Here is a 25,306-nt window from a genome sequence, read left to right as displayed (position 1 = left end):
AGCATCCCTATTCATCCGAACGAAATAGGCTAGATCTCACCTCCGGGCGAAGGGCATAGCCACCGCCCGCGCGAGCCGCGTCACCCGATCCGCGACAGCCAGTCGCGCGCTATAGTCGCAAAGTGTCCATCCCAAGGAACGGATCCGCTCATGAAAACGGTATTGATCGTCGGCGCGTCGCGCGGCCTCGGCCACGAATTCGCGCGCGAATATTGCCGCGACGGCTGGCGCGTGCTCGCCACCGCCCGCGATAAAAGCTCGCTGTCCGCGCTCGACGCGATGGGCGCTCAATCCTTCTCGCTCGATGTCACGCAGCCCGAGCAGATCGCCGCGCTCGCATGGCAGCTCGAAGAGGAGAAGCTGGATGTCGCGGTCGTCGTGTCGGGCGTGTACGGTCCGCGCACCGAAGGTATCGAAATGATCGACGCCGACGATTTCGACCAGGTGATGCACACCAACGTGCGCGGCCCGATGCAATTGATTCCCGTGCTCCTGCCGCTCACCGACGCCGCGAACGGCGTGCTCGCGGTCGTGTCGAGCAAGATGGGCAGCATCGGCGAGGCGAGCGGCACGACCGGCTGGCTGTATCGCGCGAGCAAGGCGGCGCTCAATTCCGCGCTGAAGGTGGCGTCGATCGAATCGCGGCATTCCGCGTGCATCGCGCTGCATCCGGGCTGGGTGCGAACGGAGATGGGCGGGCCGTCGGCGGCGATCGATGTCGCGCGCAGCGTTGCAGGCATGCGCGCGGTCATCGCCGAAGCACGCGCGATGCGCGAAGCATTCAACGGGACCTTCGTGCAGTACGACGGCACGAAGCTCGAATGGTGAACATGGTTGAGACAGGAGTGAACGTGACTTATCAGGTACACGGCGTTTCCGCATCGGGCAATTGTCACAAGGTTCGGCTCGCGCTCGAACAACTCGGCCAGCCGTACGTGTGGCACGAGGTCGACATGATGAACGGCGCGACCCGCACCGACGTTTTCAGGAAGCTGAATCCGAACGGCAAGGTGCCGGTGCTCGTCATCGACGAGCACACGACGCTCTCCGAATCCGACGCGATTCTCTGCTATCTCGCCGACGGCACGCCGCTCATGCCCGGCGACCGGCTCGAACGCGCGCAAGTGTTGCAGTGGATGTTCTTCGAGCAGTACAGCCACGAGCCTTACATCGCGGTAGCGCGCTTCATCCTGCAATTCCAGAAGAATCCCGACGATGCCCGTCTGCCCGATCGCATCGCCGGCTCGTATCGCGCGCTCGACGTGATGGAGCGGCATCTCGCAACGCGCACGTTTCTCGTCGGCGAGCGCTATACCGTCGCCGATATCGCGTTGTACGCCTACACGCACGTCGCGCATGAAGCGAACGTCGATCTGTCGCGCTATCCCGCGATCCGCGCGTGGCTCGAGCGCGTGCGCAGCCAGCCGCGTCATGTCGTCATGCCGGGCGTCGATCAATGAAGCCGGTGGATTGTCCGTGCGGCGGCGCCGCGCCCGATCAGCGTCCGAACGCGCGCGCGCCGCGCTATGAAGCGTGTTGCGGGCGCTTCATCGACGGCGGTGAAAAGCCCGCGAACGCGATGGAACTGATGCGCTCGCGCTACACCGCCTACGTCCTCGGCGACACGGCGTATCTGCGCGCGACGTGGGCCGAATCGACCTGCCCGCCCGATCTCGACGCCTCCGGCAGCGGCACGCGCTGGCTCGGCTTGCAGATCAAGCGCCACACGCCGATCGACGCGGACCACGAAGAAGTCGAGTTCGTCGCGCGCTACAAGGTCGGCGGGCGCGCACATCGTCTGCATGAAGAGAGTCGGTTTACGCGCAGCAGCGCGGGAAACTGGATTTACGTCGATGGTCGTATAAAAGAAAACTAAATATACATTTAAAAAATATGCCGTGGCACGCGGTATTAATTTCCTGAGTTTTTCCTTTCAGATTAAACAGTTACGGGGTTTCTCTTATTGTGCAGTGCAATTTTGAACAGTTAATCTGTGTTCAAGTCAGGGCGCAGTCATCTCCGCGCCCGGGCACTCGCAGCGAAGCCCCGTTTTGAAGCCAATTGTCATGCCTTTTCCGGGCATGACTCCCGGAACCCGCAGCCGATACTGCTCTCATCGAGCAGCGCGATAGGTTTGTGACTTCAAAAAGGACGTTTGGGGCCACGCCGAATCAACGCCTTATTGGATGCGCAGTCGGAGTTCACGGATGGCGATCAGAACCTGGTTGGTCGGATGCAGCATCGCATGCGCGCTCGCGACGTCGCTCGTCACGTCCGCCGTGCGCGCCGAACCGATCGGCGGCGTGCGTCAATCCGAAGGGCTCCAGGCGCCCGCTTTCGGCCAGGCGCTTTCCCGCATCCCCGATTCGCTCGACGCCGGTTTGCCCGTCGTCGCAAACGGCCTGAACGAAGCCGTCATCCAGATTCCCGAAGCCGACATCTCGCTCGAAACCACCGTGTTCAAGCCGGACGGCGCCGGCCCGTTCCCGATGATCGTCTTCAATCACGGCAAGCTCCCCGGCGATTCGCACGCGCAGCCGCGCAATCGTCCGGTCGCGCTCGCGCGTGAATTCGTGCGTCATGGCTACGTCGTCGTCGTGCCGAACCGCCGCGGCTTCGCGGGTTCCGGCGGCGATTACACCGGCCACGGCTGCAACGTCGAGGCGAACGGCTTCGCGCAGGCGCAGGACGTCGCCGCGACCGTCGCCTACATGAGCGAGCAATCGTATGTCGACAAGACGCGCATCGTCGTCGCGGGCACGTCGCACGGCGGGCTGACCACGATCGCCTACGGCGCGCGCGATGTCGTCGCGGCGCCTGGCGTGCGCGGTCTCATCAACTTCTCGGGCGGTCTGCGTCAGGACGAATGCGCGGGCTGGCAGAAAAATCTCGTCAGCGCGTTCGGCGACTACGGCCAGAACGTGCGCTTGCCGTCGCTGTGGCTCTACGGCGATAACGATTCGGTCTGGCAAGGCGACCTGTCCGCGCAGATGTACACGGCGTTCACGGCGCACGGCGCGCGCGCGAGCATGGTCGATTTCGGCAATTACAAGAACGACGCGCATCGTCTCGTCGGCGATCGCGACGGCGTGCAGATCTGGTGGCCGCGCGTGAAGGCGTTCCTCGCGCAGATCGGCATGCCGACCGCCGTGCAGTATCAGGTGTCCGAGCCGAACATGCCCGACGCGACCCACTTCGCGGACCTCGATTCCGTGCAGGCCGTGCCGTTCATCGACGAAAACGGCCGCGCCGGGTATCGCAACTTCCTCTCGCAGTATTCGAGCCGCGCCTTCGCCGTGTCCGATTCCGGCGCGTGGTCGTGGGCCGAAGGCGGCGACGATCCCATGGCCGTCGCCATCGCGAGCTGCCAGAAGCAGAGCGCCGATCCGTGCAGGCTTTACGCGGTGAACAATCGCGTCGTCTGGAACGATCACGCCGCCGAGACGCAGACCGCATCGCGCTAGAAGCGCCCTCATCCGCTAATCTGACACGCCGGCCCTCGCGCCGGCGTTTTTGCGTCGATCGCTCGTTAAGCCATCCATTTCGCCGACGTTGCATGCCATAGCGCGTTTTCGCATTTCCGTTGCGCGCGCACGCATGGCCAAAAAACCTTCCGGATACGGAAGGTCGGCCATGTTTTAGGGATAATTGTCTGGCGCAGTTTTCATCCGCAGTTTTCCTCGCAGTTTCCTGTCAGGCAGGCGTTGCGCGCCTGCCCGACGTATCCGGCCCGCGTTGCGCGCGCGGGCCTGGGAGCCGTTTTTGAACATAGAAGCCAATCAGGACTGGGTTGCCCGCTCGATCGCCGCCGTATGGCATCCGTGCACCCAGATGAAACATCACGAACGCGCGCCGCTCGTGCCGATCGCGCGTGGCAAGGGCGCGTGGCTCTACGACCACGAAGGCAGCCGCTATCTCGATGCGATCAGCTCGTGGTGGGTGAACCTCTTCGGTCATGCGAACGACGACATCAACCGGGCGTTGAAGGATCAGCTCGACACGCTCGAACACGCGATGCTCGCGGGCTGCACGCACGCACCGGCGGTCGAACTGGCCGAGCGTCTTTCCGCGCTTACGCAACGCACGCTCGGCCATGCGTTCTTCGCGTCCGATGGCGCGTCGGCGGTCGAGATCGCGCTGAAGATGAGCTTTCACTTCTGGCGCAATCGCGACAAAAGCGAAAAGCGCGAGTTCGCGTGCCTCGCGAACAGCTATCACGGCGAGACGATCGGCGCGCTCGGCGTCACCGACGTCGCCATCTTCAAGGACGCTTACGATCCGCTGATCCGTCACGCGCATGTGGTCGCGTCGCCGGCGGCGGTCGGCGTCGACGAAGCCATCGCCGCGATGCGCGCGCTGTTCGAGCGACGCGCGTCGGCGCTTGCGGCCGTGATCGTCGAGCCGCTCGTGCAGTGCGCGGCGGGCATGGCGATGTACGACGCCTCGTATCTCACGCGATTGCGCGCCTTGTGCGACGAGTTCGACATCCATCTGATCGCCGATGAAATCGCGGTCGGCTGCGGGCGCACCGGCACGTTCTTCGCGTGCGAACAGGCGGGCATCTGGCCGGATTTCGTTTGCCTGTCGAAGGGCATCAGCGGCGGTTATCTGCCGCTTTCGATCGTCCTCACGCGCGACGACATCTACGCCGCTTTCTACGACGACGACATCACGCGCGGCTTTCTGCATTCGCACTCGTACACGGGCAATCCGCTCGCGTGCCGCGCCGCGCTTGCGACGCTCGATCTCTTCGACAGCGCCAACGTGCTTGCCGAAAACAGGCGCAAGTCGTCGCTGCTGCATGAAGTATTGCAAACGCATTTCGGCAAGCACGAACGCGTGACGAACCTGCGCCATCGCGGCACGATCTTCGCGTTCGATGCCGTCATCGACGACAAGACGTTCTCGCGCCGCTTCTTCGCCAACGCACTGAAGCGCGAACTGCTGATGCGGCCCATCGGCGCGACCGTCTACATGATGCCGCCGTACATTCTCTCCGATGACGAACTCGTGCTGCTCGCGCAACGCACGCGCGAGACGCTCGACGCCACGCTCGCGGAGGACGCCGCATGAGCACGACCGCGCGGGCGCTGTACGAAACGCTCGAACAGGGCCTGCAAGATATCGACGCGCGCGGGCTGCGCCGCCGCCGCAAGACGATCGACGGCGCGTGTTCCGCGCATATGAGCGTCGATGGCCGCGCGATGATCGGCTTCGCGAGCAACGATTATCTCGGCCTCGCCGCGCACGACGCAATCCGCGCCGCGCTCGCCGAAGGCGCCACGCTCTTCGGCGCGGGCAGCGGCGGCTCGCATCTGCTCGGCGGCCATTCGCGCGCGCATGCAAAGCTCGAAGACGATCTCGCCGCGTTCGCCGGCGGCTTCGTCGACAATCCGCGCGCGCTTTACTTCAGCACCGGCTACATGGCGAACCTCGCCGTCGTCACGGCGCTGGCCGGACGCGGCACGCTCGTGTTTTCGGATGCGCTGAATCACGCGTCGCTGATCGATGGCGTGCGTTTGTCGCGCGCGCAGACGCAGATTTATCCGCACGCCGACATCGACGCACTCGACGCCATGCTCGACGCCTCGCAGGACGATGCCGCGACGAAGCTCATCGTCACCGACACGGTGTTCAGCATGGACGGCGATATCGCGCCGCTCGCGCGTCTCGTCGAGCTCGCGGAGAAGTACGGCGCGTGGCTCGTCGTCGACGATGCGCACGGCTTCGGCGTGCTCGGCCCGCAAGGACGCGGCGCGTTGGCGCATTACGCGCTGCGCTCGCCGCATCTCGTCTATGTCGGCACGCTCGGCAAGGCGGCGGGTGTCGCGGGCGCGTTCGTCGCGGCGGACGAAACCGTCGTCGAATGGCTGATTCAGCGCGCGCGTCCGTATATCTTCACGACGGCGTCGGCGCCGGCGGTGGCGCATGCGGTGTCGAAGAGCATCGAGATCATCGCGGGCGATGAAGGCGACGCGCGGCGCGCGCATCTCGCATCGCTCATCGACATTACGCGCGCGATGCTGAAACGCACGCGCTGGATGCCGGTCGATTCGCATACGGCCGTGCAGCCGCTCGTGATCGGCGGCAACGATGAAACGCTGGACATCGCCGCCGCGCTCGACAAGCACGGACTCTGGGTGCCCGCGATCCGTCCGCCGACCGTTCCGCAAGGCACATCGCGCCTGCGCATTTCGCTTTCCGCCGCGCATAGCGAGGACGATCTCGCGCGGCTCGATCACGCTCTGAACGCATTGAACACGTTATGACCGCTTTATCTTTCTTCGTCGCCGGGACCGATACGGAAATCGGCAAGACGCTCGTTTCTTCCGCGCTGCTGCACGGCTTCGCGCGCGCGGGCCTGCGTGCCGCCGCCATGAAGCCGATCGCGTCGGGCGCGGCCATGCGCGACGGCGTGCTGCACAACGACGACGCCGATCTGCTCGACGCCGCCGCGAATGTCGCGCTGCCCAACGATATCCGCACGCCGTTCATGATGCGCGAGCCGATCGCGCCGCATATCGCGGCGGCGCGCGAAGGCATTGCGCTCGACATCGGGCGTATCGTGGAGGCGCATGAGTTCGCGATGACGCAAGCGGATGTCGTTGTCGTAGAAGGCGTCGGCGGCTTTCGCGTGCCACTTGCCGAAGCGCACGACACCGCCGATCTCGCCGTCGCGCTGAATCTGCCGGTCGTGCTCGTCGTCGGCATGCGGCTCGGCTGCATCAGCCATGCGCTCTTGACGGTCGAAGCCATCGCGTCGCGCGGCCTGAAGCTCGCGGGCTGGGTCGCGAATCGCGTCGATCCGAATATGCTGTATCCCGATGAAAATATCGCCACGCTGAAACAACGCATCGATGCGCCGCTCATCGGCGTGATCGCGCATCTCGCGCCGCCCGATGCCAAGCGCGCCGCCGACTCGCTCGATATCGGCGCTCTGACTGACTCGCTTCATCAAAAGGATTGAACCTATGACACAGCACATCGCCACTGAGACCACTTCGAAAACCACGCCGCAACCGATGCAGCGCTGGCGCGTCGCCGATGTCGTCGCGCTGTACGATCTGCCGTTCAACGATCTGCTGTATCGCGCGCAGACCGTGCATCGCGAAAACTTCGATCCGAACGCGGTGCAGTTGTCCACGCTGCTGTCGATCAAGACGGGCGGCTGCGAGGAAGATTGCGCCTACTGTCCGCAGTCGGTGCATCACGACACCGGCCTGAAAGCCGAAAAGCTGATGGACGTCGACGAAGTTCTAAAGGCCGCCGAAGTCGCGAAGTCGAACGGCGCGACGCGCTTCTGCATGGGCGCGGCGTGGCGCAATCCGAAGGATCGGCATCTGGAGCCGATCAAGGACATGATCCGCGGCGTAAAGGCGATGGGCCTCGAAACCTGCGTGACGCTCGGCATGCTCGAAGCGCATCAGGCGCAAGGCCTGCGCGACGCCGGCCTCGATTACTACAACCACAATCTCGACACGTCGCCGGAGTTCTACGGCCAGATCATTTCGACGCGCACGTATCAGGATCGTCTCGACACGCTCGAACACGTGCGCGACGCGGGCATCAACGTGTGCTGCGGCGGGATCGTCGGCATGGGCGAATCGCGGCGCGAGCGCGCGGGGCTGATCTCGCAGTTGGCCAACATGGAGCCGTATCCGGAATCGGTGCCGATCAACAACCTCGTGCAGGTGGCGGGCACGCCGCTCACCGGCGTCGACGCGCTCGATCCGTTCGAGTTCGTGAGGACGATCGCGGTTGCGCGCATCACGATGCCCAAAGCGATGGTGCGCCTGTCCGCCGGCCGCGAGCAGATGGACGAAGCGTTGCAGGCGCTGTGCTTCGCGGCGGGCGCGAACTCGATCTTCTACGGCGACCAGCTTCTGACGACGAGCAATCCGCAAGCCGAAGCCGACCGCAAGCTGATCGAGCGTCTCGGCATGCGCGCGGAAGCGGCGCAGAACGTCGGCGCCGAAAGCACGGAACGCGCGTGCGGACACGGCCACGCATGAAGATCATCTTCTACGAGCAGGGTGCGGACATCGACGCGTGGCTCGGCGGCCTGCAACGCGAATTGCCCGATGCTGACCTGCGCGTCTGGACGCCCGGCGACACCGCCGCCGCCGATTACGCCATCGTCTGGCGCGCGCCGCGCGAGCTTTTCGCGAATCGTCCCGATCTTCAGGCCGTGTTCAATCTCGGTGCGGGCGTCGATGCGATCCTCGATGTCGAGCGCCGCGAGCCCGGCACGCTGCCGCCGAACGCGAAGCTCGTGCGGCTGGAAGACACCGGCATGGCGCGCCAGATGGTTGAATACGCGACGCATTGCGTGCTGCGCTATCTGCGCCGTTTCGACGAATACGACGCGCTGCAACGCGCGCGCCGCTGGCAAAAGCTGCCGCAGCACGCGCGCGAATCGTTCACGGTCGGCGTGCTCGGGCTGGGCGTGCTGGGCGCGGAAGTCGCAAAGGGACTGCTGGCGCTCGGCGTGCCGGTGCGCGGCTATAGCCGCACGCCGAAGACGATCGACGGCGTGCAGATCTTCGCGGGCGCAAACCGGTTCGACGCGTTCCTCGACGGCGTGAAGGTGCTCATCAACCTGTTGCCGCACACGCCGGACACCGAAGGCATTCTGAACGCGCGCACCTTCGGCAGACTCGCGCCCGGCGCGTATCTCGTGAACGTGGCGCGCGGCCCGCTTCTCGTCGATGCAGATCTACTCGCCGCGCTCGACAGCGGCCAGATCGCCGCCGCGACGCTCGATGTCTTCCACACGGAACCGCTGCCGCAGGATCATCCGTTCTGGACGCATCCGCGCGTGTCGGTCACGCCGCATATTTCGGCGGAAACGCTGCGCGAGGAAAGCATCGTGCAGATCGCCGGCAAGATCAAAGCGCTCGCGCGCGGCGAGCCGATCAGCGGCATCGTCGATTTCAAGCGCGGGTACTGAAAGTACGGGAAATACATCACAGGAGAGAGACATGATTCCGTCGAAGGTGAAAATCGTCGAAGTCGGGCCGCGCGACGGCCTGCAGAACGAGAAGGAGTTCGTGCCCACCGCGATCAAGATCGAACTCGTGAACCGGCTTGCGAACGCGGGCATCGAGAATGTGGAATCGACATCGTTCGTGTCGCCCAAATGGGTGCCGCAAATGTCCGACGCCGCCGCCGTGATGGGCGGCATCGGACGCCGCGCGGGCACGATCTACTCCGTTCTCACGCCGAACATGCGCGGCTTCGAAGGCGCGCTCGAATCGAAAGCCGATGAAATCGTGATCTTCGGCGCGGCCAGCGAGGCGTTCTCGCAGAAGAACATCAACTGCAGCATCGCGGAGAGCGTCGCGCGTTTCGAGCCGGTCGCGAAAGCCGCGAAGGACGCGGGCATGCGGCTGCGCGGCTCCATCTCGTGCGCGCTCGGCTGCCCGTATCAGGGCGAAGTGAGCATCGAATCGGTCGTGGACGTGGTCGAGCGCATGAAGGCGCTTGGCTGCGATGAGATCGATATCGCCGATACGATCGGCGTCGGCACGCCCAAACGCACGCGCGAAGTGCTCGCGGCGGCGCAGAAAGTGTTTCCGCGCGAGCGCCTTTCCGGGCATTTCCACGACACGTATGGACAAGCCATCGGCAATATCTATGCGGCGCTGCTGGAAGGCATCGAGATTTTCCACGCGTCCGTGGCGGGGCTCGGCGGCTGTCCGTATGCGAAGGGCGCGACCGGCAACGTGGCGACCGAAGACGTCGTCTATCTGATGAACGGGCTCGGCATCGAGACGGGCGTCGATCTGGATCAGCTCGTCGAGATCGGCGATTTCATTTCGCGCGCGATTGGCAAACCGAGTTCGTCGCGCGCGGGCAAGGCGATCTTCACCAAGAAGCGCGACGGCGCCGCCGCCTGTGTCTGAAAAGCAAGGAACCCGATGATCGATCAACTCCCCGATTCCGCGCGCCGCGTCGCGCTGTTGTTGAAGGAACGTGGCCATCCGCATGAAGTCGTGATGCTGCCCGAGACCGGCAAGACCTCGGCGGAAGCGGCGGCCGGCCTCGGCTGCGAGGTCGCGCAGATCGCCAAGTCGATTCTCTTTCGCCGCAAGGAAGACGACGCGCCGGTGCTCGTGATCGCGAGCGGCGCGAATCGCGTCGATGAAGCGAAGGTCGCGGCGCGCGTCGGCGCTCTGGCGCGCGCCGACGCGAAGTTCGTGCGCGAAAAGACCGGCTACGCGATCGGCGGCGTGTGTCCGATCGGTCACGCGGTGACGCCCGTCACGCTGATCGACGAAGACCTGCTCGCGCTCGACAGTCTGTGGGCCGCGGCGGGGCATCCGCATGCGGTGTTCAATTTGTCGCCGCAGGAATTGATCGAACTGACGGGCGCGCCGGTCGCCGATGTCGCGCTGCGCGAGACGGCCGCGTCATGACGAGCGTGGCGTCGCCGTGCATCGATGTGTGCCGCATGAATCCGGAGACCGGTTTCTGCGACGGCTGCTTTCGCACCATCGACGAAATCGCGGCGTGGTCGTCTTGCGACGACGAAGCGAGACGCGCCGTGCTCGCGCGCGTGGAAAGCCGTCGACAGGGCGCGCGCATCGTGACGATCGGCGAATCGTTCGACGCGACGCTTGCGCTGCCGCCCGACTCCATCAAGCATTTCGCGACGCTCGTCAACGACCTCAACCCGCTGCATCACGACGACGTCTACGCGCGCGCAAGCCGTTTCGGTTCGCTGATCGCATCGGGCACGCAGCCGACCGCGCATCTGATGGCGATGCTCGCCGCGCACTTTTCGCGCGATGCGCAGCCACTCGGCCTCGAATTCGGCATCAAGCTGACGCGCGCGGTGAAGGCGAACGACGTGCTCACGATGTCCTGGCGCGTCACCCAAGCGAAGTGGAAAGCGGGCCTCAACGGCGACCTCGTGAAACTCGAAGGCGGCGCGCGCAATCAGCTCGGCGAAACCGTGATGAAGGCGACCGCGACCATCGTCGTAATGCCTCTGGAGGCGCGCGCATGACAACGCTGCCGGCGTCGATGACCGTCTTCGAGCGCGGCTGGCTCTCGTCGAACAACGTGCTGTTCGCGAGCGCCGAAGGCACGGCGATCGTCGATACGGGCTACGCGTCGCACGCGCCGCAAACGCTCGCGCTCGTGCAGCGCACGCTCGGCGCGCGCGAGCTCGATCTGATCGTCAACACACATCTGCATTCGGATCACTGCGGCGGCAACGCGCTACTGCAGCAGACCTACGCCTGCGGCACGCTGATTCCCGCGAGCGAAGCGCACGCCGTGCGCGCATGGGATGAAGACGCGCTCACGTTCCGCGCGACCGGCCAGCGTTGCGATCGCTTCGATTTCACCGGCACGATCGAACACGGCGCGACGCTCGCGCTCGGCGGTTTCGGCTGGGACGTGCTCGGCGCGCCCGGCCACGATCCGCATTCGCTGATGCTGCATTGTCCCGAACTGCGCGTGCTCATCAGCGCGGACGCGTTGTGGGAAAACGGCTTCGGCGTGATCTTTCCCGAGCTCGAAGGCGACAGCGGTTTCGCGGAAGAACGCGCCGTGCTCGAACTGATCGCGACACTGGATATCGATATCGTGATTCCCGGCCACGGCGCGCCGTTCAGCGATATCGCGCGCGCGCTCGACGTGGCTTCGTCACGGCTCGATTATCTGCAGGCCGATCCCGCGCGCAACGCGAAGAACGCACTCAAGGTGCTGATCGTCTTCAAGTTGATGGAAGTGCGCGCGATGACCCTCGACGCGCTCGTCACGATGACGACGCACGCCCGCGCGATGCGCGCCGCCGCCGATGCGCTCGCGCCATCGGGCGAGCGGCGGATGCTTGTCGAAAAAATCGTCGGGGAACTGGCGCGCGGCGGCTCGGTGACGCTGAACGGCGAGACCGTGTCGGCGGCCTGACTCGAAGCGCCCGCACAAAAAGAAAGCCGCTTGTCAGCTACGGCAAGCGGCGAATCATATGGACGTGATCAACGTCCAGCGTATCGTAACGCGACACTATTTCACGTGCATCGGTGCTTTCCCTACAAAATTTTAACGATCACCTGAATCGGCGTAAGACCCAATGCCGGCGCGGGTTTCAAGGGACATTGGCGTCGAAGAACGAGCGCATTTCGGCGAGCAGCATGGCGGGCTGTTCCTCGGGAATGTAGTGGCCGCAGGGCAACGCGCGGCCGCTCACGTCGCGCGCGACGCGCCGCCATTCTTCGAGCGCATCGAAGCATCGTTCGATGACGCCTTCGGCTCCCCACAACACGCGCAGCGGACACGCGATCTTCATGCCGCGTTCGAGATCGGCGCGATCGTGTTCGAGGTCGATGCTCGCCGACGCGCGATAGTCCTCGCAGATCCCGAAGATCGTGCCGGGCGATGCGAGCGCGTCGCGGTACGCCTGTAATGCGTGCGGCGCGAACGGCGCGAGGCCAGCGTGACGATTGCCCATCACGCGATCGATATACGCGCCCGGATTGCCGCCGATCAGCAGTTCGGGCAGCGGCGCCGGCTGAATCAGGAAGAACCAGTGGAAGTACGCGGTCGCGAATTCGCGGTCGGTGGCTTCGTACATCGCGAGCGTCGGCGCGATATCGAGCAGCATCAGACGATCGACGGCATCGGGGAAGTCCATCGCCATCCGATGCGCGACGCGCGCACCGCGATCGTGCGCGCAGACGAGAAAGCGCTCGAAGCCGAAGTGACGCATGACCGCGACTTGATCGGCGGCCATCGCGCGTTTCGAATACGGCGTGTGGCGCGCATCGCTCTCGGGTTTGCCGGATGCGCCGTAACCGCGCAAGTCCGTGGCGATCACGGTGAAGTGCTTCGCGAGTTCGCCGGCACACTTGTGCCAGATTTCATGCGTTTGCGGGTGACCGTGCAGAAGAAGCAGCGGCGGCCCGTCGCCGCCCTTCATTCCGGCGATTTCGACGCCGACATCGACACGAAAGGGCTCGTAGCCTTCGAATGACATGGTCTTCTTCTTGTCTGTAACGTTGCGGACCATTGTAGGCGCGGCCGCGCGCACGCCAATGCGCGAAGGGCGCGCCAGGCGTCGAAACCGAATACTTCTTCGGGAAATGGCGAATGCCCCGGCACAGGCAACGTGCTTATAATCGAACGATCGTTCGCTGCCCTTTTTGGCTATCCATTTTCTCTGGCCGTTATGCGTGCTTTCTGGAAAATGATCGTGCGTGCCGAATCGCGTGCCATTTTTCTAGAATGATCTCAATGCTGCCGGACACTCAGGAGATTCGTGCCATGGCCCTGCCCGCCATCTTGCAGCACCTCGCGTTGCCCGTCGTCGGCTCGCCGATGTTCATCGTCAGTTATCCGGAACTCGTGCTCGCGCAATGCAAGGCGGGCATCGTCGGTTCGTTTCCGGCGCTCAACGCGCGCCCCGCTGAACTACTCGACGAATGGCTCACGCAGATTCAGGGCGAACTCGCCGCGCACAAGGCCGCGAATCCCGCCGCGGTCATCGGGCCGATCGCTGTCAATCAGATCGTGCATCAGTCGAACGCGCGGCTTGAACAGGACGTGCGCGTCTGTGTCGAGCATAAGGTGCCGATCTTCATCACGAGCCTGCGCGCGCCGGTCAAGGAGATGATCGACGCGGTGCATTCGTACGGCGGCATCGTGCTGCACGACGTCATCAATCTGCGTCACGCGCAGAAGGCGCTCGAAGCGGGCGTCGACGGGCTGATTCTCGTCGCGGCGGGCGCGGGCGGTCACGCGGGCACGACATCGCCGTTCGCGCTCGTCGGCGAAGTGCGGCGCATGTTCGACGGCCCGATCGTGCTGTCGGGCGCGATCGCCAACGGCGGCTCGATTCTCGCGGCGCAAGCGATGGGCGCGGACCTCGCGTACATGGGCACGCGCTTCATCGCGACGAAAGAAGCGCACGCGCTCGACGACTACAAACGCGCGATCGTCGATGCAACCGCCGCCGACATCGTCTACACGAATCTCTTCACCGGCGTGCACGGCAATTACATCCGCGAGAGCATCGCGCGTTCGGGTCTCGATCCCGACGCGCTGCCCATCTCCGACAAAACCGCGATGAACTTCGCCGAAGGCACGAGCAAGGCGAAGGCGTGGAAGGACATCTGGGGCGCGGGCCAGGGCGTCGGCCTGATGGAGGACGTGCCGAGCGTAGCCGAACTGGTGCAGCGTCTGAAGCGCGAATACGACGACGCGAAGGCGCGTCTCTCGATCGGCTGATTCTTCTTTCGATGCCTTAAAAAAATACCGCGCACGAAGCGCGGTGTTTTCGTTTCGGCGTGCGCGCTGCTTAGAACTTCGCGCGGATGCCGACGCCGAACGTATCGCCGGTCGACATGCCGGTGTACTTGTCGTTCAGGTACGCAGCGTAGACGTCGGTGCGTTTCGAGAGCGGATAGTCGTAACCGAGCGCCCAGCTCTTGTGCGTCTGGTCGAGACCGCCGTTGCTGCGCGAGTACGCGTACGACGCCATCACCGTGCCCGGGCCGAGCGGCACGGTCACGCCGCCTTGTCCCGTGTTGACGTGGAACGTGCCGGGGCCTTCGTAGTCGTTCTTCGTGTACATGTACTGAGCGAAGAACTTGACGTACTTCATGTCGAACGACGCACCGAGCTGGCCGACGCTCTGGCTCTTGTAGCCGGGCGTCGCGAACCCGTCGAGCGACGTCAGATCGCCCGGCGTGTTGTTGAAGTTCACGTACTGATAGACGCCGGTCGCCGCGAACGGGCCGTGGAAGTACAGGAACTGCGCGCTGTACTTCTTCGAGCGGCCGTCGCCGGCTTGATTGCCGAAGCTGTACATCACGCTGCCGGACAGGCCGTTGAAGTCAGGCGACGTGTACTGGACCGAGTTGTTCCAGCCCGAATCGCCGACCACGCCCTGATCCGTGCGGTACGTCGGGAACGTGCCGGCGCCGAGGAAGACGTGGTAGACCATCGGCGAGAACACGTACGAATCGACGAACGGGTTGAAGAGAATCGTCGAGACGAAGAGTTGCGTCGTCAGGCGTCCGGCGGTGATCGTGCCGATCGGACCTTGAATGCCGACGTACGAGTTGCGCGCGAAGAACGTGTCGCCCTGGAAGCGTCCGTACTGGCCGTTCTGCGCACGGAAGAAGCTTTCCAACGTGAAGATGGCCTTGTAGCCGCCGCCCAGATCCTCAGCGCCCTTCAAACCCCAGTACGACGTCGACATGCCGCCGCCGCTCACGTTCCACGCGCGATCGCCGCCCGGAAACTTTTGAGCGCCGACCCATTCGTCGACCTGGCCGTACAGCGAAACGCTCGATTGCGCGTGTGCCGCGCTTCCGGCGAAAAGGCCGAGCATCGCTGCGGCGACCACGGTGGCCTTGACCGTTGCTCTCACCTTGATCTTCGGCGCACGGTTGACGGTTGACTTCATGAACTCTCCTGTTCTTTGTCGAAAATTGAAATCTTTGCGGGCGAGTTGCGTTGCGCTCGCCTCGTCTGACCGGCATGACGGTTTAGTGGGCGAAGAGGCATCGCGTGTGGAGCGGCACCATCTTTACGGACCATTTTTCCGGTCAAAAATGTTTTTGGTTATTGCGGGTATAGCGGTTCGAATAATGGCGAAGACAGGGCGGCCTCGGCGACACGCATCGCGACGCACGCACGACGCGGCCAGCAGCAACGCGAACCGATCGCAAAGCGAGTCCCGGCGCGCCTCACGAAGCGCCGAAAGTCATTTGAAATATTCGAGATACGACATTTTTCCGCGCAGGCGCATTGTCCTTGCGCAGAAAAAAAGGGGAAATGTCCGGAGGAAATTGGATGCGTAACTGTGGCGAGATTACGTCATCGTGACAGCGAAGCTAGACGCGCCGAACGTTTTTCGTTCCGTGCGCGCGAGCAGCAAACGGAGAAAGCGGAAATCAGTTGCGATAGTTCGCGTTGACCGGCGCGCGGCCATCGTCCGCTGGACGGCCGGGCGGGCGCGGCACGCTGCGTTCTTCGTTGTAGCGCGCGATGTCGGCGCGGATCGAACCCGCGCCACGCAGCGGAACCGCTTGTTCGACGCGCGGACCCGGACGGACTTCGGCGCTTACGGGCGTCAGCCCGTCTTTCGCGGCGACAGGCGTGTAGTGCAGCGACTGCCGGCTCGATGCGGAGTCGCTGAAGACCGCCGACGACAACCACTCCGCGCGCGGCCCGGCAAGCGCGAGCGAACCCGCCACCGCCAGCGTGCCGAGCGCTGCGGATGCGAAAAGCCGGGTGGTCTTGCGGATGCCAGTGAGCGCCATGTCGAAACAGCCTGCGTCCGACGATATTCCTGTCCGTGTATCGAAAAAGCGAGTCTCCGATTCAGGCGGACAACCGGTCGTAGTCGGAGCATCCGAGCCTTGGCATCGAAGCGATGCAAGAGACCCGCCGACCGGTGTATCCAACAATCTATTTCGCGCCGCGACGCCAGTCGAGCCAAAAAGTGTTAGACCTGCACAATGGTTGTAACACCATGTTACGTCAGAGTTTTTTCCTTCCGCGCGAGCTTTTCGGACGCCCAATCATGTGACGAAAAACGTGCTGCATAGACGGTTTGGCGCGATGCCAAAACGACGTGCCCGAGGCGCGAAAATTGCTCTCTGAATCTTTCGCCCGCTGGCAGGAAGCCGGCGGTTTCATGCGAATTCGGCATCAATCGCTTCGGCAAATGAATTTGCCAATTTAATCGAGTACAAGGGAGAATCATGGTTTTTCCCGACTTGACGCTGAACATGCCGCGCGGCGAGCCCGGTGTGTCGAGGTACGAGATTCTTTGATGGCACGGCCCAAACTTCTTCCCGACAACTTCACGCTGGCGCTCGTCGGCACCGTCATCATCGCCAGCTTCCTGCCCTGCCGCGGCAGCGCTGCGGTAGCGTTCAACTGGATCACCGACTTCGCCATCGGCTTGCTGTTCTTCCTGCACGGCGCGAAGCTCTCGCGCGAGGCGATCATCGCCGGGGCGACGCACTGGCGGCTGCATCTCGTCGTGCTGCTCAGCACCTTTGCGCTCTTTCCGCTGCTCGGACTGGCGCTCAAGCCGGTGCTGACACCGCTCGTCACGCCGGCGCTGTACACCGGCATCCTGTTCCTTTGCACGCTGCCGTCGACGGTGCAATCGTCGATCGCTTTTACCTCGATGGCCAAGGGCAATGTGCCGGCTGCCGTGTGCAGCGCGTCCGCTTCGAGCCTGCTCGGCATTTTCATCACCCCGGCGCTCGTCGGGATTGTCGTGAGCAATCACGGCGCGACGACCGGATCGCCTTGGCATACCGTCGGCAACATCACGCTGCAACTGCTCGTGCCGTTCATTGCGGGGCAGTTGCTGCGGCCGGCGATCGGAAAATGGATCGACAGGCATCGCGCAATGCTCAAGTTCGTCGATCAGGGGTCGATCCTGCTCGTCGTGTACGTTGCGTTCAGCGAGGCCGTGAACGAAGGCATCTGGCATTCGATCTCCCTCGCAACGCTTGCGGGACTGCTCGCCGTCAATATCCTGCTGCTGGCGGCGGCGCTTTTCATCACGGCGTTCACGGCCAAGCGCCTCGGCTTCTCGCGCGCGGACCAGATTACGATCATCTTCTGCGGATCTAAGAAAAGCCTCGCCTCCGGCATTCCGATGGCAAAGGTGATCTTCGCGTCGCACGCAGTAGGCGCCGTAGTGCTCCCGCTGATGCTTTTTCACCAGATTCAGTTGATGGTGTGTGCCGTGCTCGCGCAACGCTGGGGCGCGCGCAAGACCGCACCCGAACCCGCGCGCGAGGGCAAGAGCGTCGGCGCGCCCGCACGCCGCTGATTCGCTCCCTAGCGCGAGCGCCCCTGGCAGCCTCGTCATCTTCGATCCTCCTTCTGAAGGCCGCCCCGCGCGGCCTTTTCTCGTTATTGGAGCGCGGAAACGTCCCGGCGTCGATTCGGCCGTTTGGCATAAGCCGAAAACACTGTCGGTTCGCATCGGCTTATGGAAGTCGACCGCGTTTTGTCCGTCAATTCGGCCTATGCCTTTCAGCTGAGTGGTGCTCGGGCATGTGCCTTGCCACACTATTGTTCAAAACCGGGCAAAAACGGACAGGACAAGCCATGCGGACATCTTGCGTCACTTCACCACCGGCAGATAAGGAACACGCGACGACATCCGCCTTGAACGACTTTCTCGGCAGCATGCCTTTTCAGCGCGGCAGCGCCGAAGACGTCGGCCGCGCACTGCATGCGTTGATTGGCGCAGGGTTGGACCGGTTGCCGCTGCCAGGTCACGGAAGCACGGCCGATCGCTGGCGCGCGCTCGGCACGGTCGCCGCCTTCGATCTTTCGCTGGTCAAGCTCTACGAAGGTCACACGGACGCGCTCGCGATCCTTGCGGAACTCGATGACGCACAATCTGCCGTCGGCAACGCGTGGGCCGTCTGGGCCGCCGAGCCGCCGAACGCGCGTCTGGCTGCGCTGGACGGCAGCGCCGATCGCGTGTTTCTGCAAGGCACGAAGGCGTGGTGCTCGGGCGCTGCGTCGGTGACGCATGCGCTCGTCAGTGCGTGGAACGAGCGCGACGAACCCGTCCTCGCCGCCGTCGACATAAAGCAAGAAGGCGTAACGATCACCGATACCGGCTGGCAGGCGGTCGGCATGAAAGCGAGCGCGAGCGTCGACGTGCGCTTCGAGCACGTGCCCGCGCGGCTGATCGGCGCGCCGCGCGCCTATCTCGAACGCCCCGGATTCTGGCAAGGCGGCGCGGGCATCGCGGCGTGCTGGTTCGGCGCGGCATCGGGCATTGCGAGCTTCGTCGCGCGCAGTGCGAAACGCCGCGCCGGTCCGCACGCACTCGCGCATCTCGGCGCGATCGACACGGCGTTGTCCGCCACCGCCGCGCTGCTGCGCGAGACCGCGGCATTGATAGACCGCGAACCGCACGCCGATGTCATGGCGCCCACAATGCGCGCGCGCCTTGCCGCGGAACGCGCAGCAGCGCTGGTCGTGGAGCACGCAGGCCGCGCACTGGGCGCGGGCCCGCTCTGCCGCGACGCGCACTTCGCGCAACTCATGGCCGATCTGCCGGTATTCATTCGACAAAGCCACGCCGAACGCGACGAAGCCTCGCTCGCCGAACGCGTACTAGAGGAGGGACGAATTTCATGGCAAGTGTGACCACCGGAACGCCAACCGACAACGCCGCCGTCGATCGCACGATTTCCGGAGAAGGCACGCCGGAAGCCGAATGGCAGGGTTGGGCGCGTCTCAATGCGCTGCCCGAAGTCGATCCAGCGGAGCTCGTGCCGTTCGGCGGACGGGCTGTCGTGGTTGCGCCACACCCCGACGATGAAATCCTGGGCACCGGCGGACTGCTCGCCCGTCTCTCGGAAATCAGCCGGAATATCCTCATCATCGCCGTGACGGACGGCACCGCGAGTCATCCGGATTCGTCCGAATGGCCGCCGGAACGCCTTGCGCGCGTGCGTCCGCAGGAAACGCGGGCGGCGCTACAACGGCTGCATCTGCGTCAGGTGCAGGTCGCAAGACTCGGTTTGCAGGATGGCGACCCAGGCCGTATCGAGACAAATCTATCAGGATTGCTATCCGAATATCTTCAACCAGGCGACATAATTTTCACTACATGGCGCTATGATGGGCACCCCGACCACGAGGCGGCCGGGCGCGCCGTGCATGCCGCGGCACAAGCGCTCGACCTGCCCTGCGTGGAAGTGCCGCTTTGGACCTGGCACTGGGCGTCGCCGGACGATACGCGCGTGCCATGGAGCCGTGCGCGCCGGATCGTTCTCGACGGCGCCACGCATGCCCGGAAGCTCCGTGCCGTGCAGGCTTTTCGTAGCCAGCTCGACCCCGACGCCGCGACCGGACAAGCGCCAGTGCTTCCCGAGCATGTGCTTGCACGGTTGACACGGCCTTTCGAAGTCGTACTTATATGAACAACGCAAACGACATTAATAAGCAGTACTTCGATGATCTTTATCGAGAAAACGACGATCCTTGGAAGATCAGGCATCGCTGGTACGAACGGCGCAAACGGGCGCTTCTGCTCGCGTCGCTGCCGCACGAGCGCTATGCCCGTGCGTTCGAACCCGGCTGCGGCAATGGCGAGCTGACCGCTTTGCTCGCCGCGCGCTGCGACGAACTGATCGCCACGGACATCGCTGAGGACGCCGTCGAACTCACGCAGCGGCGCGTCGCGCAATGCGAGAACGTGAAAGTTCAGCAGATGCTGCTCCCCGACGAATGGCCAACCGGAAAGCTGGATCTCGTCGTGATCAGCGAGATCGGGTATTACCTTGACGAGCCGCAGCTATGGCACATCATCGAGCATATACATCAGACCTTGTCGCGTGATGGCGCGGTCGTCGCGTGTCATTGGCGGCGGCCAATCGAGGGCTGGCTGCAGAACGGCGACGAAGTGCACGCCAAGCTGCGCGGCCGCATGAGTCTCCCGCTGCTCAGTCATTACTGGGACGACGACCTGATCCTCGACGTCTGGACGCCCGATAAGCGGTCGATTCACGATCGGGAGCCGTCATCGTAATGTTTCTCGTCTTTTACTAAACAGTGAAGCAGCAATAAATCGCATATACGACGGGCTTCTACTGGTTTTCTCCAGTCTCCGTATAGAGTGTTTTCTCGCTTTTTTACTATACAATCGCCTCGAATAAGCGAATGCGAATTCGTCAGGCGCGGATAAACATCGCGCCCGGCGAAAGACAGCCGGAAACAGGCGGAGACTGAAACACACGATGGCCACCACCATTCGCGATGTCGCGCGTGCGGCAAGCGTCTCGATCGGGACAGTGTCGCGGGCGCTCAAGAATCAACCAGGTTTGTCCGAGGCAACGCGTGTACGCGTCGTCGAAGTCGCGCAGCAGCTCGGCTACGACTCCGGACAGTTACGCACGCGCATTCGTCGCGTGACCTTCCTGCTGCATCGGCAGCACAATAATTTCGCGGTCAGCCCTTTTTTTTCGCACGTTCTGAACGGCTTCGAGGAAGCATGCCGCGAGCGCCGGCTCGTGCCGTCGGTGCTCACCGCTGGCCCGACGCACGATCTCGCGCAGCAGATGCGCCTGCACGCGCCCGATGCCATTGCGGTCGCGGGCTTCGTCGAGCCGGAACTGCTCGCGCATCTGCATTCGCTCGCGCGCCCAACCGTGCTGATCGATCTGCGCGCGCCGGGCTTCCGCTCGGTCAACATCGACAACGTGAAAGGCGCGTCGCTGGCCATGCAGCATCTGTTTGCGCAGGGGCGGCAACGCATCGCGTTCATCGGCGGATCGCTCGCGCATCACAGCATTGCGCAGCGCGCGCTCGGTTATCGGAAGGCGTATTTCGACGCCGGCCAGCTTTTCGATCCGATGCTCGAAATCACGACGCAGCCGGGCTTGAGCGCCGATCTCGCCGCCGCCGACGCAATGGAGCGCCTGATCGCCGACGCCCGCGCGCAATCCAGTCCCCTGCCCGACGCCGTTTTCGCCTATAACGATGCAGCGGCCCTCGCCGCGATGCGCGTCTGTCTCGCGCACGGGTTGCGCGTGCCGGACGACATCGCGTTCGTCGGTTTCGACGATATCCCGGCCGCCGCGCAGAGCACGCCGCCGCTTTCGACCGTCACCGTCGACAAGGAAGCGCTCGGACGCCGCGGCGTCGAATTGCTGTTGGAAGATCAATCGAGCCCGCCGAGCCAGGCCGACACGCTCGTCGCCGTCAATTTCGTTCCTCGCGCGAGTTCGGGCACGAAACAGGACATCAGCACGCCATGAACATGACCGCCTCACCTGCCCTCGCGGAACCGGCGCCAGCAGAACGCGCGATCGATTTCCGCAGCCGCGACTTCCTGCTCTCCCACGTGCGCGACACGCTCGCGTTCTACGCGCCCAACGCGCGCGACCCGTCCGGCGGATTCTTTCATTTCTTCAAGGACGACGGCAGCGTCTATAACCGCACGACGCGCCATCTCGTCAGCAGCACGCGTTTCGTCTTCAATTACGCGATGGCGTTCCGCCACTTCGGCGACACGCGCTATCAGGACGACGCGCGCCACGCGTTCGAATTTCTGCGCGACGCGCACTGGGACGCCGCGAACGAAGGCTACGACTGGGAAATCGAGTGGCGCGACGGCGGCAAGCGCACGCTCGACGGCACGCGCCACTGCTACGGCATGGCGTTCGTGCTGCTCGCTTGCGCGCACGCGGCGATGGCGGGCATCGACGAAGCGACGCCCATGATCGACGAAACCTTCGCGCTGATGGAAAAGCGCTTCTGGGACGCCGAAGCCGGTCTCTACGCCGACGAAGCCACGCCCGACTGGCGCCTTTCGGACTATCGCGGGCAGAACGCGAACATGCACGCGACCGAGGCGCTGCTCGCCGCCTACGAGGCGACCGGCCACGTCATCTATCTGGACCGCGCTTCGATGCTCGCCAGCAACATCACGTTGCGTCAGGCGAAGCTGTCGCACGGCATGGTGTGGGAGCATTTTCATCGCGACTGGTCGGTCGACTGGCATTACAACGAATCGGACAGTTCGAACATCTTTCGTCCGTGGGGCTTCCAGCCGGGGCATCAGACCGAATGGGCGAAGCTGCTGCTGATCCTCGAGCGGCACCGCGCGTTGCCATGGCTCGCCGGGCGCGCCGTCGAACTGTTCGACGCCGGCTTCAACCGCGCGTGGGACAGCCGCCACGGCGGTCTGTACTACGGTTTCGGCCCGGACGACTCCATCTGCGACCACGACAAATACTTCTGGGTGCAGGCGGAAAGCTTCGCGGCGGCGGCGCTGCTCGGCGCGCGCACGGGACGCGAGCGTTTCTGGGATTGCTACGACGAACTCTGGCGCTATAGCTGGGCGCATTTCGTCGATCACGAATACGGCGCGTGGTATCGCATCCTGACGTGCGACAACCGCAAATACGGCGACGAGAAAAGCCCCGCCGGCAAGACCGACTATCACACGATGGGCGCGTGCTACGAAGTGCTCAACGCGCTGGCCCCGACCTCGACTCAACGGTGACAAGAATGGCAAGCGAGCAACCCAACTTTCCGCAGTTCGTCTCAGCCGGCGACATCCTCACCGACATGATCCGCACGGACGTGTCGAGCTGGCTTTCGCGTCCGGGCGGCGCGGGCTGGAACGTCGCGCGCGCGGTGGCGCGGCTCGGCCTGCCGACGGCCTGCGCCGGCTCGCTCGGCACCGACAATTTCTCCGACGATCTGTGGGAAGCGAGCGTCGCATCGGGTCTCGACATGCGCTTCATGCAGCGTGTCGAGCGGCCGCCCTTGCTCGCGATCGTCCACAAGACGCAGCCGCCCACCTATTACTTCATGGGCGAGAACGGCGCGGACCTCGCGTTCGATCCGTCGCGGCTGCCGCAAGGCTGGATGGAGCGCGTGAAGTGGGCGCACTTCGGCTGCATCAGCCTCGTGCGCCAGCCGCTCGGCGCGACGCTCGCGGCACTTGCGCGGCAGTTGCGCGAGCACGGCGTGAAGATCAGCTTCGATCCGAATTATCGCAATCTGATGGAGCACGGCTACGAGCCGATCTTGCGCAACATGGCGAGCCTCGCCGATCTCATCAAGGTGTCCGACGAAGACCTGCACATGTTGTTCAAGGGCATGCCCGAAGCGGACGCGCTCGCCAAAATCCGTTCGATGAACCCGCAGGCGACCGTCCTCGTCACGCGCGGCTCCGCCGAAGCCACGCTCTACGCCGCCGACAAGCAATACAGCGCGCGTCCACCGAGCGTCGAAGTGGCGGATACGGTCGGCGCAGGCGATGCGTCCATCGGCGGATTGCTCTACAGCCTCATGTCGCGCCACGGCGAATGGCCGGATCACCTGAAGTTCGCGCTCGCGGCAGGCGCGGCGGCGTGCCGTCACTCGGGCGCGCATTCGCCGTCGCTGGAAGAGGTCGAGGAATTGCTGAAATAAGCGTCGCACGCGTTACATATCAGCGTGCTAGCATGGATTCGTCCTTGCCCGGAGGCGGATCCATCATGGAAGACACCATCTACACGAAAGGTCTCTATACCGCGACGATCGGCGTGCGCGCCATCGACGGCGGCCAGTTCCAGGGCCTCGTCTCGCTCTCCCGCGACGACGGCGAGGATACCGAAGCGACGCTCTACGAAGTGGAAGCCGCATCGGGCAACGAAGAAGAAGCGCTCGACGAAGCGCGCGCGCTCGCGCACCGCATCCTCGGGGAAATCGAGCTTTAGCCACGCCGCATGGCCGCATCGGAGGACATCATGCCGGAGCAGATTTTCCTTTACGGCGTCTACGCCATTCACGTGAGGCCGGTCGAGCTGCAAGGCTCGCGCTGGGACGCGGAGTACGAGATCCGTCATCACGACAAGGCCGTGCAGGAGTGGACGACCGTAGGCGGCGACGACGGTCTCGCCGACAAAGCCGAAGCCATCGAACTCGCGCATCAGCGCGCGGTGTCGGATATCGAAGCAGGCGCGGGCATTCCGAAGCCGCGCGCGTTCCCTTAAGGTTCGTTCGGCGAATGCGCGACGCCCGCGTGCGCGTTCAGCGCAAGCCGCTCCGCTTCGCGATGATCGATCGCTGACGCGCGCTCGTAGCCCTCGCGGGCGAGCGAGCGTTCGACGTAATCGAACAGCACGCCCTGCGGCTCGATCAGCTTCGCCTTGAACGCGATCTGCAGCGTGCTCGCCATGAGGATGTCGGCGGCGGTGAACGGATCGCCGAGCAGCCACTGCCCTTCTTCCAGCGCATCTTCGATCGCGTGCTCGACGCGCGCGAGATCGCCCCAACCGAAGCTCACGGTGTTGCCTTGCGCGCCGGTCATGCGCTCGGCCATCGCCGGCTCGAGACACGAACCCGTGAAAAACATCCATTGCAGAAAGCGGCCGCGCGACGGATCGTCGAACGGCACGCCGAGCGCGGTATCCGGATATCGATCCGCGAGATAGAGCAGCACCGCGCCCGATTCGGCCACGCGTACGCCGCCGTCTTCGAGCGCGGGCAGCTTCGACATTGGATTGACGCGGCAGAAATTCGGATCCTTCTGCGCGCCTGCGCGGATGTTCACGAACGCCAGTTCGTAGGGCACGCGCATTTCTTCGAGCATCCACAGCGCGCGGAAGGCGCGCGTCTTCGGCCAGTAGAAGAGCTTCATCGGCATCGGTCTGGTTGGCTTTCGAGGCATTCAGGTTAGCCCTTTCACGCGTCTTCGCCCGATCAGGGTTTACGTGCAGCCGCCACCATTCGGGGAAGTTTTCTCTCGTTCCGGTTGAAAACAGGCCGATTGCTTCTGGATAGCGGTGCAAAGCCAACGAGT

27 protein-coding genes are annotated in these 25,306 nt (G+C 64.0%); 23 read left to right on the top strand and 4 right to left on the bottom strand.

What is annotated here, in order from left to right:
* Nucleotides 1-150: 150 nt before the first annotated feature.
* From AWB77_RS01875 to AWB77_RS01815, 13 genes are all read left to right on the top strand, one after another.
* A complete protein-coding gene (locus AWB77_RS01875; protein ID WP_061132678.1) occupies nucleotides 151-828 on the top strand; it encodes an SDR family oxidoreductase in 678 nt (225 codons plus the stop codon).
* 23 nt (nucleotides 829-851) lie between these two features.
* Nucleotides 852-1,460, top strand: a complete 609-nt coding sequence (locus tag AWB77_RS01870; RefSeq protein ID WP_061133120.1) for a glutathione S-transferase family protein — start codon at nucleotides 852-854, stop codon at nucleotides 1,458-1,460.
* The gene (locus AWB77_RS01865; protein ID WP_061132677.1) at nucleotides 1,457-1,876 is read left to right on the top strand and encodes a YchJ family protein; all 420 of its coding nucleotides are present in this window, start codon (nucleotides 1,457-1,459) and stop codon (nucleotides 1,874-1,876) included. Before AWB77_RS01870 ends, AWB77_RS01865 begins: the two co-directional genes overlap by 4 nt.
* Nucleotides 1,877-2,207: 331 nt before the next feature.
* Nucleotides 2,208-3,464 carry a dienelactone hydrolase family protein gene (locus AWB77_RS01860; protein WP_061132676.1) on the top strand — a complete coding sequence of 419 codons (1,257 nt, stop codon included), beginning with the start codon at nucleotides 2,208-2,210 and terminating at the stop codon, nucleotides 3,462-3,464.
* A 298-nt stretch (nucleotides 3,465-3,762) separates the two neighbouring features.
* A complete protein-coding gene (locus tag AWB77_RS01855; RefSeq protein WP_061132675.1) occupies nucleotides 3,763-5,073 on the top strand; it encodes an adenosylmethionine--8-amino-7-oxononanoate transaminase in 1,311 nt (436 codons plus the stop codon).
* Nucleotides 5,070-6,269, top strand: a complete 1,200-nt coding sequence (bioF, locus tag AWB77_RS01850; protein ID WP_061132674.1) for an 8-amino-7-oxononanoate synthase — start codon at nucleotides 5,070-5,072, stop codon at nucleotides 6,267-6,269. Before AWB77_RS01855 ends, bioF begins: the two co-directional genes overlap by 4 nt.
* Entirely contained in the window at nucleotides 6,266-6,967 is a 702-nt protein-coding gene (gene bioD / locus AWB77_RS01845) for a dethiobiotin synthase (RefSeq protein WP_061132673.1), read from the top strand. The genes bioF and bioD overlap by 4 nt, the downstream gene beginning before the upstream one ends.
* Before the next feature lie 4 nt (nucleotides 6,968-6,971).
* Nucleotides 6,972-8,012, top strand: coding sequence for a biotin synthase BioB (gene bioB / locus AWB77_RS01840; protein ID WP_061132672.1), 1,041 nt, complete (start codon nucleotides 6,972-6,974; stop codon nucleotides 8,010-8,012).
* Complete coding sequence (locus tag AWB77_RS01835) at nucleotides 8,009-8,950, top strand: 2-hydroxyacid dehydrogenase (protein ID WP_061132671.1); 942 nt, start codon at nucleotides 8,009-8,011, stop codon at nucleotides 8,948-8,950. The genes bioB and AWB77_RS01835 overlap by 4 nt, the downstream gene beginning before the upstream one ends.
* A 31-nt stretch (nucleotides 8,951-8,981) precedes the next feature.
* A complete protein-coding gene (locus AWB77_RS01830; RefSeq protein ID WP_061132670.1) occupies nucleotides 8,982-9,905 on the top strand; it encodes a hydroxymethylglutaryl-CoA lyase in 924 nt (307 codons plus the stop codon).
* Nucleotides 9,906-9,920: 15 nt separating this feature from the next.
* Nucleotides 9,921-10,418, top strand: a complete 498-nt coding sequence (locus AWB77_RS01825; RefSeq protein WP_061132669.1) for a YbaK/EbsC family protein — start codon at nucleotides 9,921-9,923, stop codon at nucleotides 10,416-10,418.
* 35 nt (nucleotides 10,419-10,453) lie between these two features.
* Nucleotides 10,454-11,011: a DUF1289 domain-containing protein gene (locus tag AWB77_RS01820; RefSeq protein ID WP_244158384.1), complete on the top strand. Its 558-nt coding sequence runs from the start codon at nucleotides 10,454-10,456 to the stop codon at nucleotides 11,009-11,011.
* The gene (locus tag AWB77_RS01815; RefSeq protein ID WP_061132668.1) at nucleotides 11,008-11,919 is read left to right on the top strand and encodes an MBL fold metallo-hydrolase; all 912 of its coding nucleotides are present in this window, start codon (nucleotides 11,008-11,010) and stop codon (nucleotides 11,917-11,919) included. Before AWB77_RS01820 ends, AWB77_RS01815 begins: the two co-directional genes overlap by 4 nt.
* Nucleotides 11,920-12,097: 178 nt before the next feature.
* Here the strand turns inward: AWB77_RS01815 and AWB77_RS01810 are convergent, their stop codons facing one another.
* Nucleotides 12,098-12,985, bottom strand: a complete 888-nt coding sequence (locus AWB77_RS01810; RefSeq protein ID WP_061133118.1) for an alpha/beta fold hydrolase — start codon at nucleotides 12,983-12,985, stop codon at nucleotides 12,098-12,100.
* A gap of 287 nt (nucleotides 12,986-13,272) precedes the next feature.
* Here AWB77_RS01810 and AWB77_RS01805 point away from each other — a divergent pair, with 287 nt between their 5' ends.
* Nucleotides 13,273-14,235, top strand: coding sequence for an NAD(P)H-dependent flavin oxidoreductase (locus AWB77_RS01805; protein WP_061132667.1), 963 nt, complete (start codon nucleotides 13,273-13,275; stop codon nucleotides 14,233-14,235).
* 70 nt (nucleotides 14,236-14,305) lie between these two features.
* Here the strand turns inward: AWB77_RS01805 and AWB77_RS01800 are convergent, their stop codons facing one another.
* Both AWB77_RS01800 and AWB77_RS01795 read right to left on the bottom strand, forming a co-directional pair.
* On the bottom strand, nucleotides 14,306-15,418 hold the full coding sequence (locus tag AWB77_RS01800) for a porin (protein ID WP_061132666.1): 1,113 nt from the start codon (nucleotides 15,416-15,418) through the stop codon (nucleotides 14,306-14,308).
* Nucleotides 15,419-15,908: 490 nt separating this feature from the next.
* A complete protein-coding gene (locus AWB77_RS01795; RefSeq protein WP_061132665.1) occupies nucleotides 15,909-16,277 on the bottom strand; it encodes a hypothetical protein in 369 nt (122 codons plus the stop codon).
* A 515-nt stretch (nucleotides 16,278-16,792) separates the two neighbouring features.
* On the opposite strand from AWB77_RS01795, the gene AWB77_RS01790 reads away from it, so the two are divergent.
* The 9 genes from AWB77_RS01790 (at nucleotide 16,793) to AWB77_RS01750 (ending at nucleotide 24,497) form a co-directional block, all read left to right on the top strand.
* Nucleotides 16,793-17,812 (top strand): bile acid:sodium symporter family protein, encoded by a 1,020-nt coding sequence (locus tag AWB77_RS01790; RefSeq protein ID WP_061132664.1) that lies wholly within the window; start codon nucleotides 16,793-16,795, stop codon nucleotides 17,810-17,812.
* Between the two features lie 341 nt (nucleotides 17,813-18,153).
* A complete protein-coding gene (locus AWB77_RS01785) occupies nucleotides 18,154-19,152 on the top strand; it encodes an acyl-CoA dehydrogenase family protein (protein WP_341844941.1) in 999 nt (332 codons plus the stop codon).
* Entirely contained in the window at nucleotides 19,140-19,931 is a 792-nt protein-coding gene (locus AWB77_RS01780) for a PIG-L deacetylase family protein (RefSeq protein WP_061132662.1), read from the top strand. Before AWB77_RS01785 ends, AWB77_RS01780 begins: the two co-directional genes overlap by 13 nt.
* A complete protein-coding gene (locus AWB77_RS01775) occupies nucleotides 19,928-20,539 on the top strand; it encodes a class I SAM-dependent methyltransferase (protein ID WP_061132661.1) in 612 nt (203 codons plus the stop codon). The genes AWB77_RS01780 and AWB77_RS01775 overlap by 4 nt, the downstream gene beginning before the upstream one ends.
* Nucleotides 20,540-20,747: 208 nt before the next feature.
* On the top strand, nucleotides 20,748-21,767 hold the full coding sequence (locus tag AWB77_RS01770; protein WP_061132660.1) for a LacI family DNA-binding transcriptional regulator: 1,020 nt from the start codon (nucleotides 20,748-20,750) through the stop codon (nucleotides 21,765-21,767).
* Nucleotides 21,764-23,017, top strand: a complete 1,254-nt coding sequence (locus AWB77_RS01765) for an AGE family epimerase/isomerase (protein WP_061132659.1) — start codon at nucleotides 21,764-21,766, stop codon at nucleotides 23,015-23,017. Before AWB77_RS01770 ends, AWB77_RS01765 begins: the two co-directional genes overlap by 4 nt.
* A gap of 5 nt (nucleotides 23,018-23,022) precedes the next feature.
* Nucleotides 23,023-23,934: a carbohydrate kinase family protein gene (locus AWB77_RS01760; protein WP_061132658.1), complete on the top strand. Its 912-nt coding sequence runs from the start codon at nucleotides 23,023-23,025 to the stop codon at nucleotides 23,932-23,934.
* A 65-nt stretch (nucleotides 23,935-23,999) separates the two neighbouring features.
* A complete protein-coding gene (locus AWB77_RS01755; protein WP_061132657.1) occupies nucleotides 24,000-24,221 on the top strand; it encodes a hypothetical protein in 222 nt (73 codons plus the stop codon).
* Nucleotides 24,222-24,251: 30 nt separating this feature from the next.
* Entirely contained in the window at nucleotides 24,252-24,497 is a 246-nt protein-coding gene (locus AWB77_RS01750; RefSeq protein WP_061133117.1) for a hypothetical protein, read from the top strand.
* Here the strand turns inward: AWB77_RS01750 and AWB77_RS01745 are convergent.
* A complete protein-coding gene (locus AWB77_RS01745) occupies nucleotides 24,494-25,144 on the bottom strand; it encodes a glutathione S-transferase family protein (protein ID WP_061133116.1) in 651 nt (216 codons plus the stop codon). The two genes, AWB77_RS01750 and AWB77_RS01745, sit on opposite strands and share 4 nt — an antisense overlap.
* Nucleotides 25,145-25,306 lie beyond the last annotated feature (162 nt).

Origin of the sequence: Caballeronia fortuita (assembly GCF_001544835.2) — a bacterium.
Lineage (GTDB): Bacteria > Pseudomonadota > Gammaproteobacteria > Burkholderiales > Burkholderiaceae > Caballeronia > Caballeronia fortuita.
Note: the sequence above shows the minus strand (reverse complement) of the source record. Positions and strands in the feature narration are given on the sequence as shown.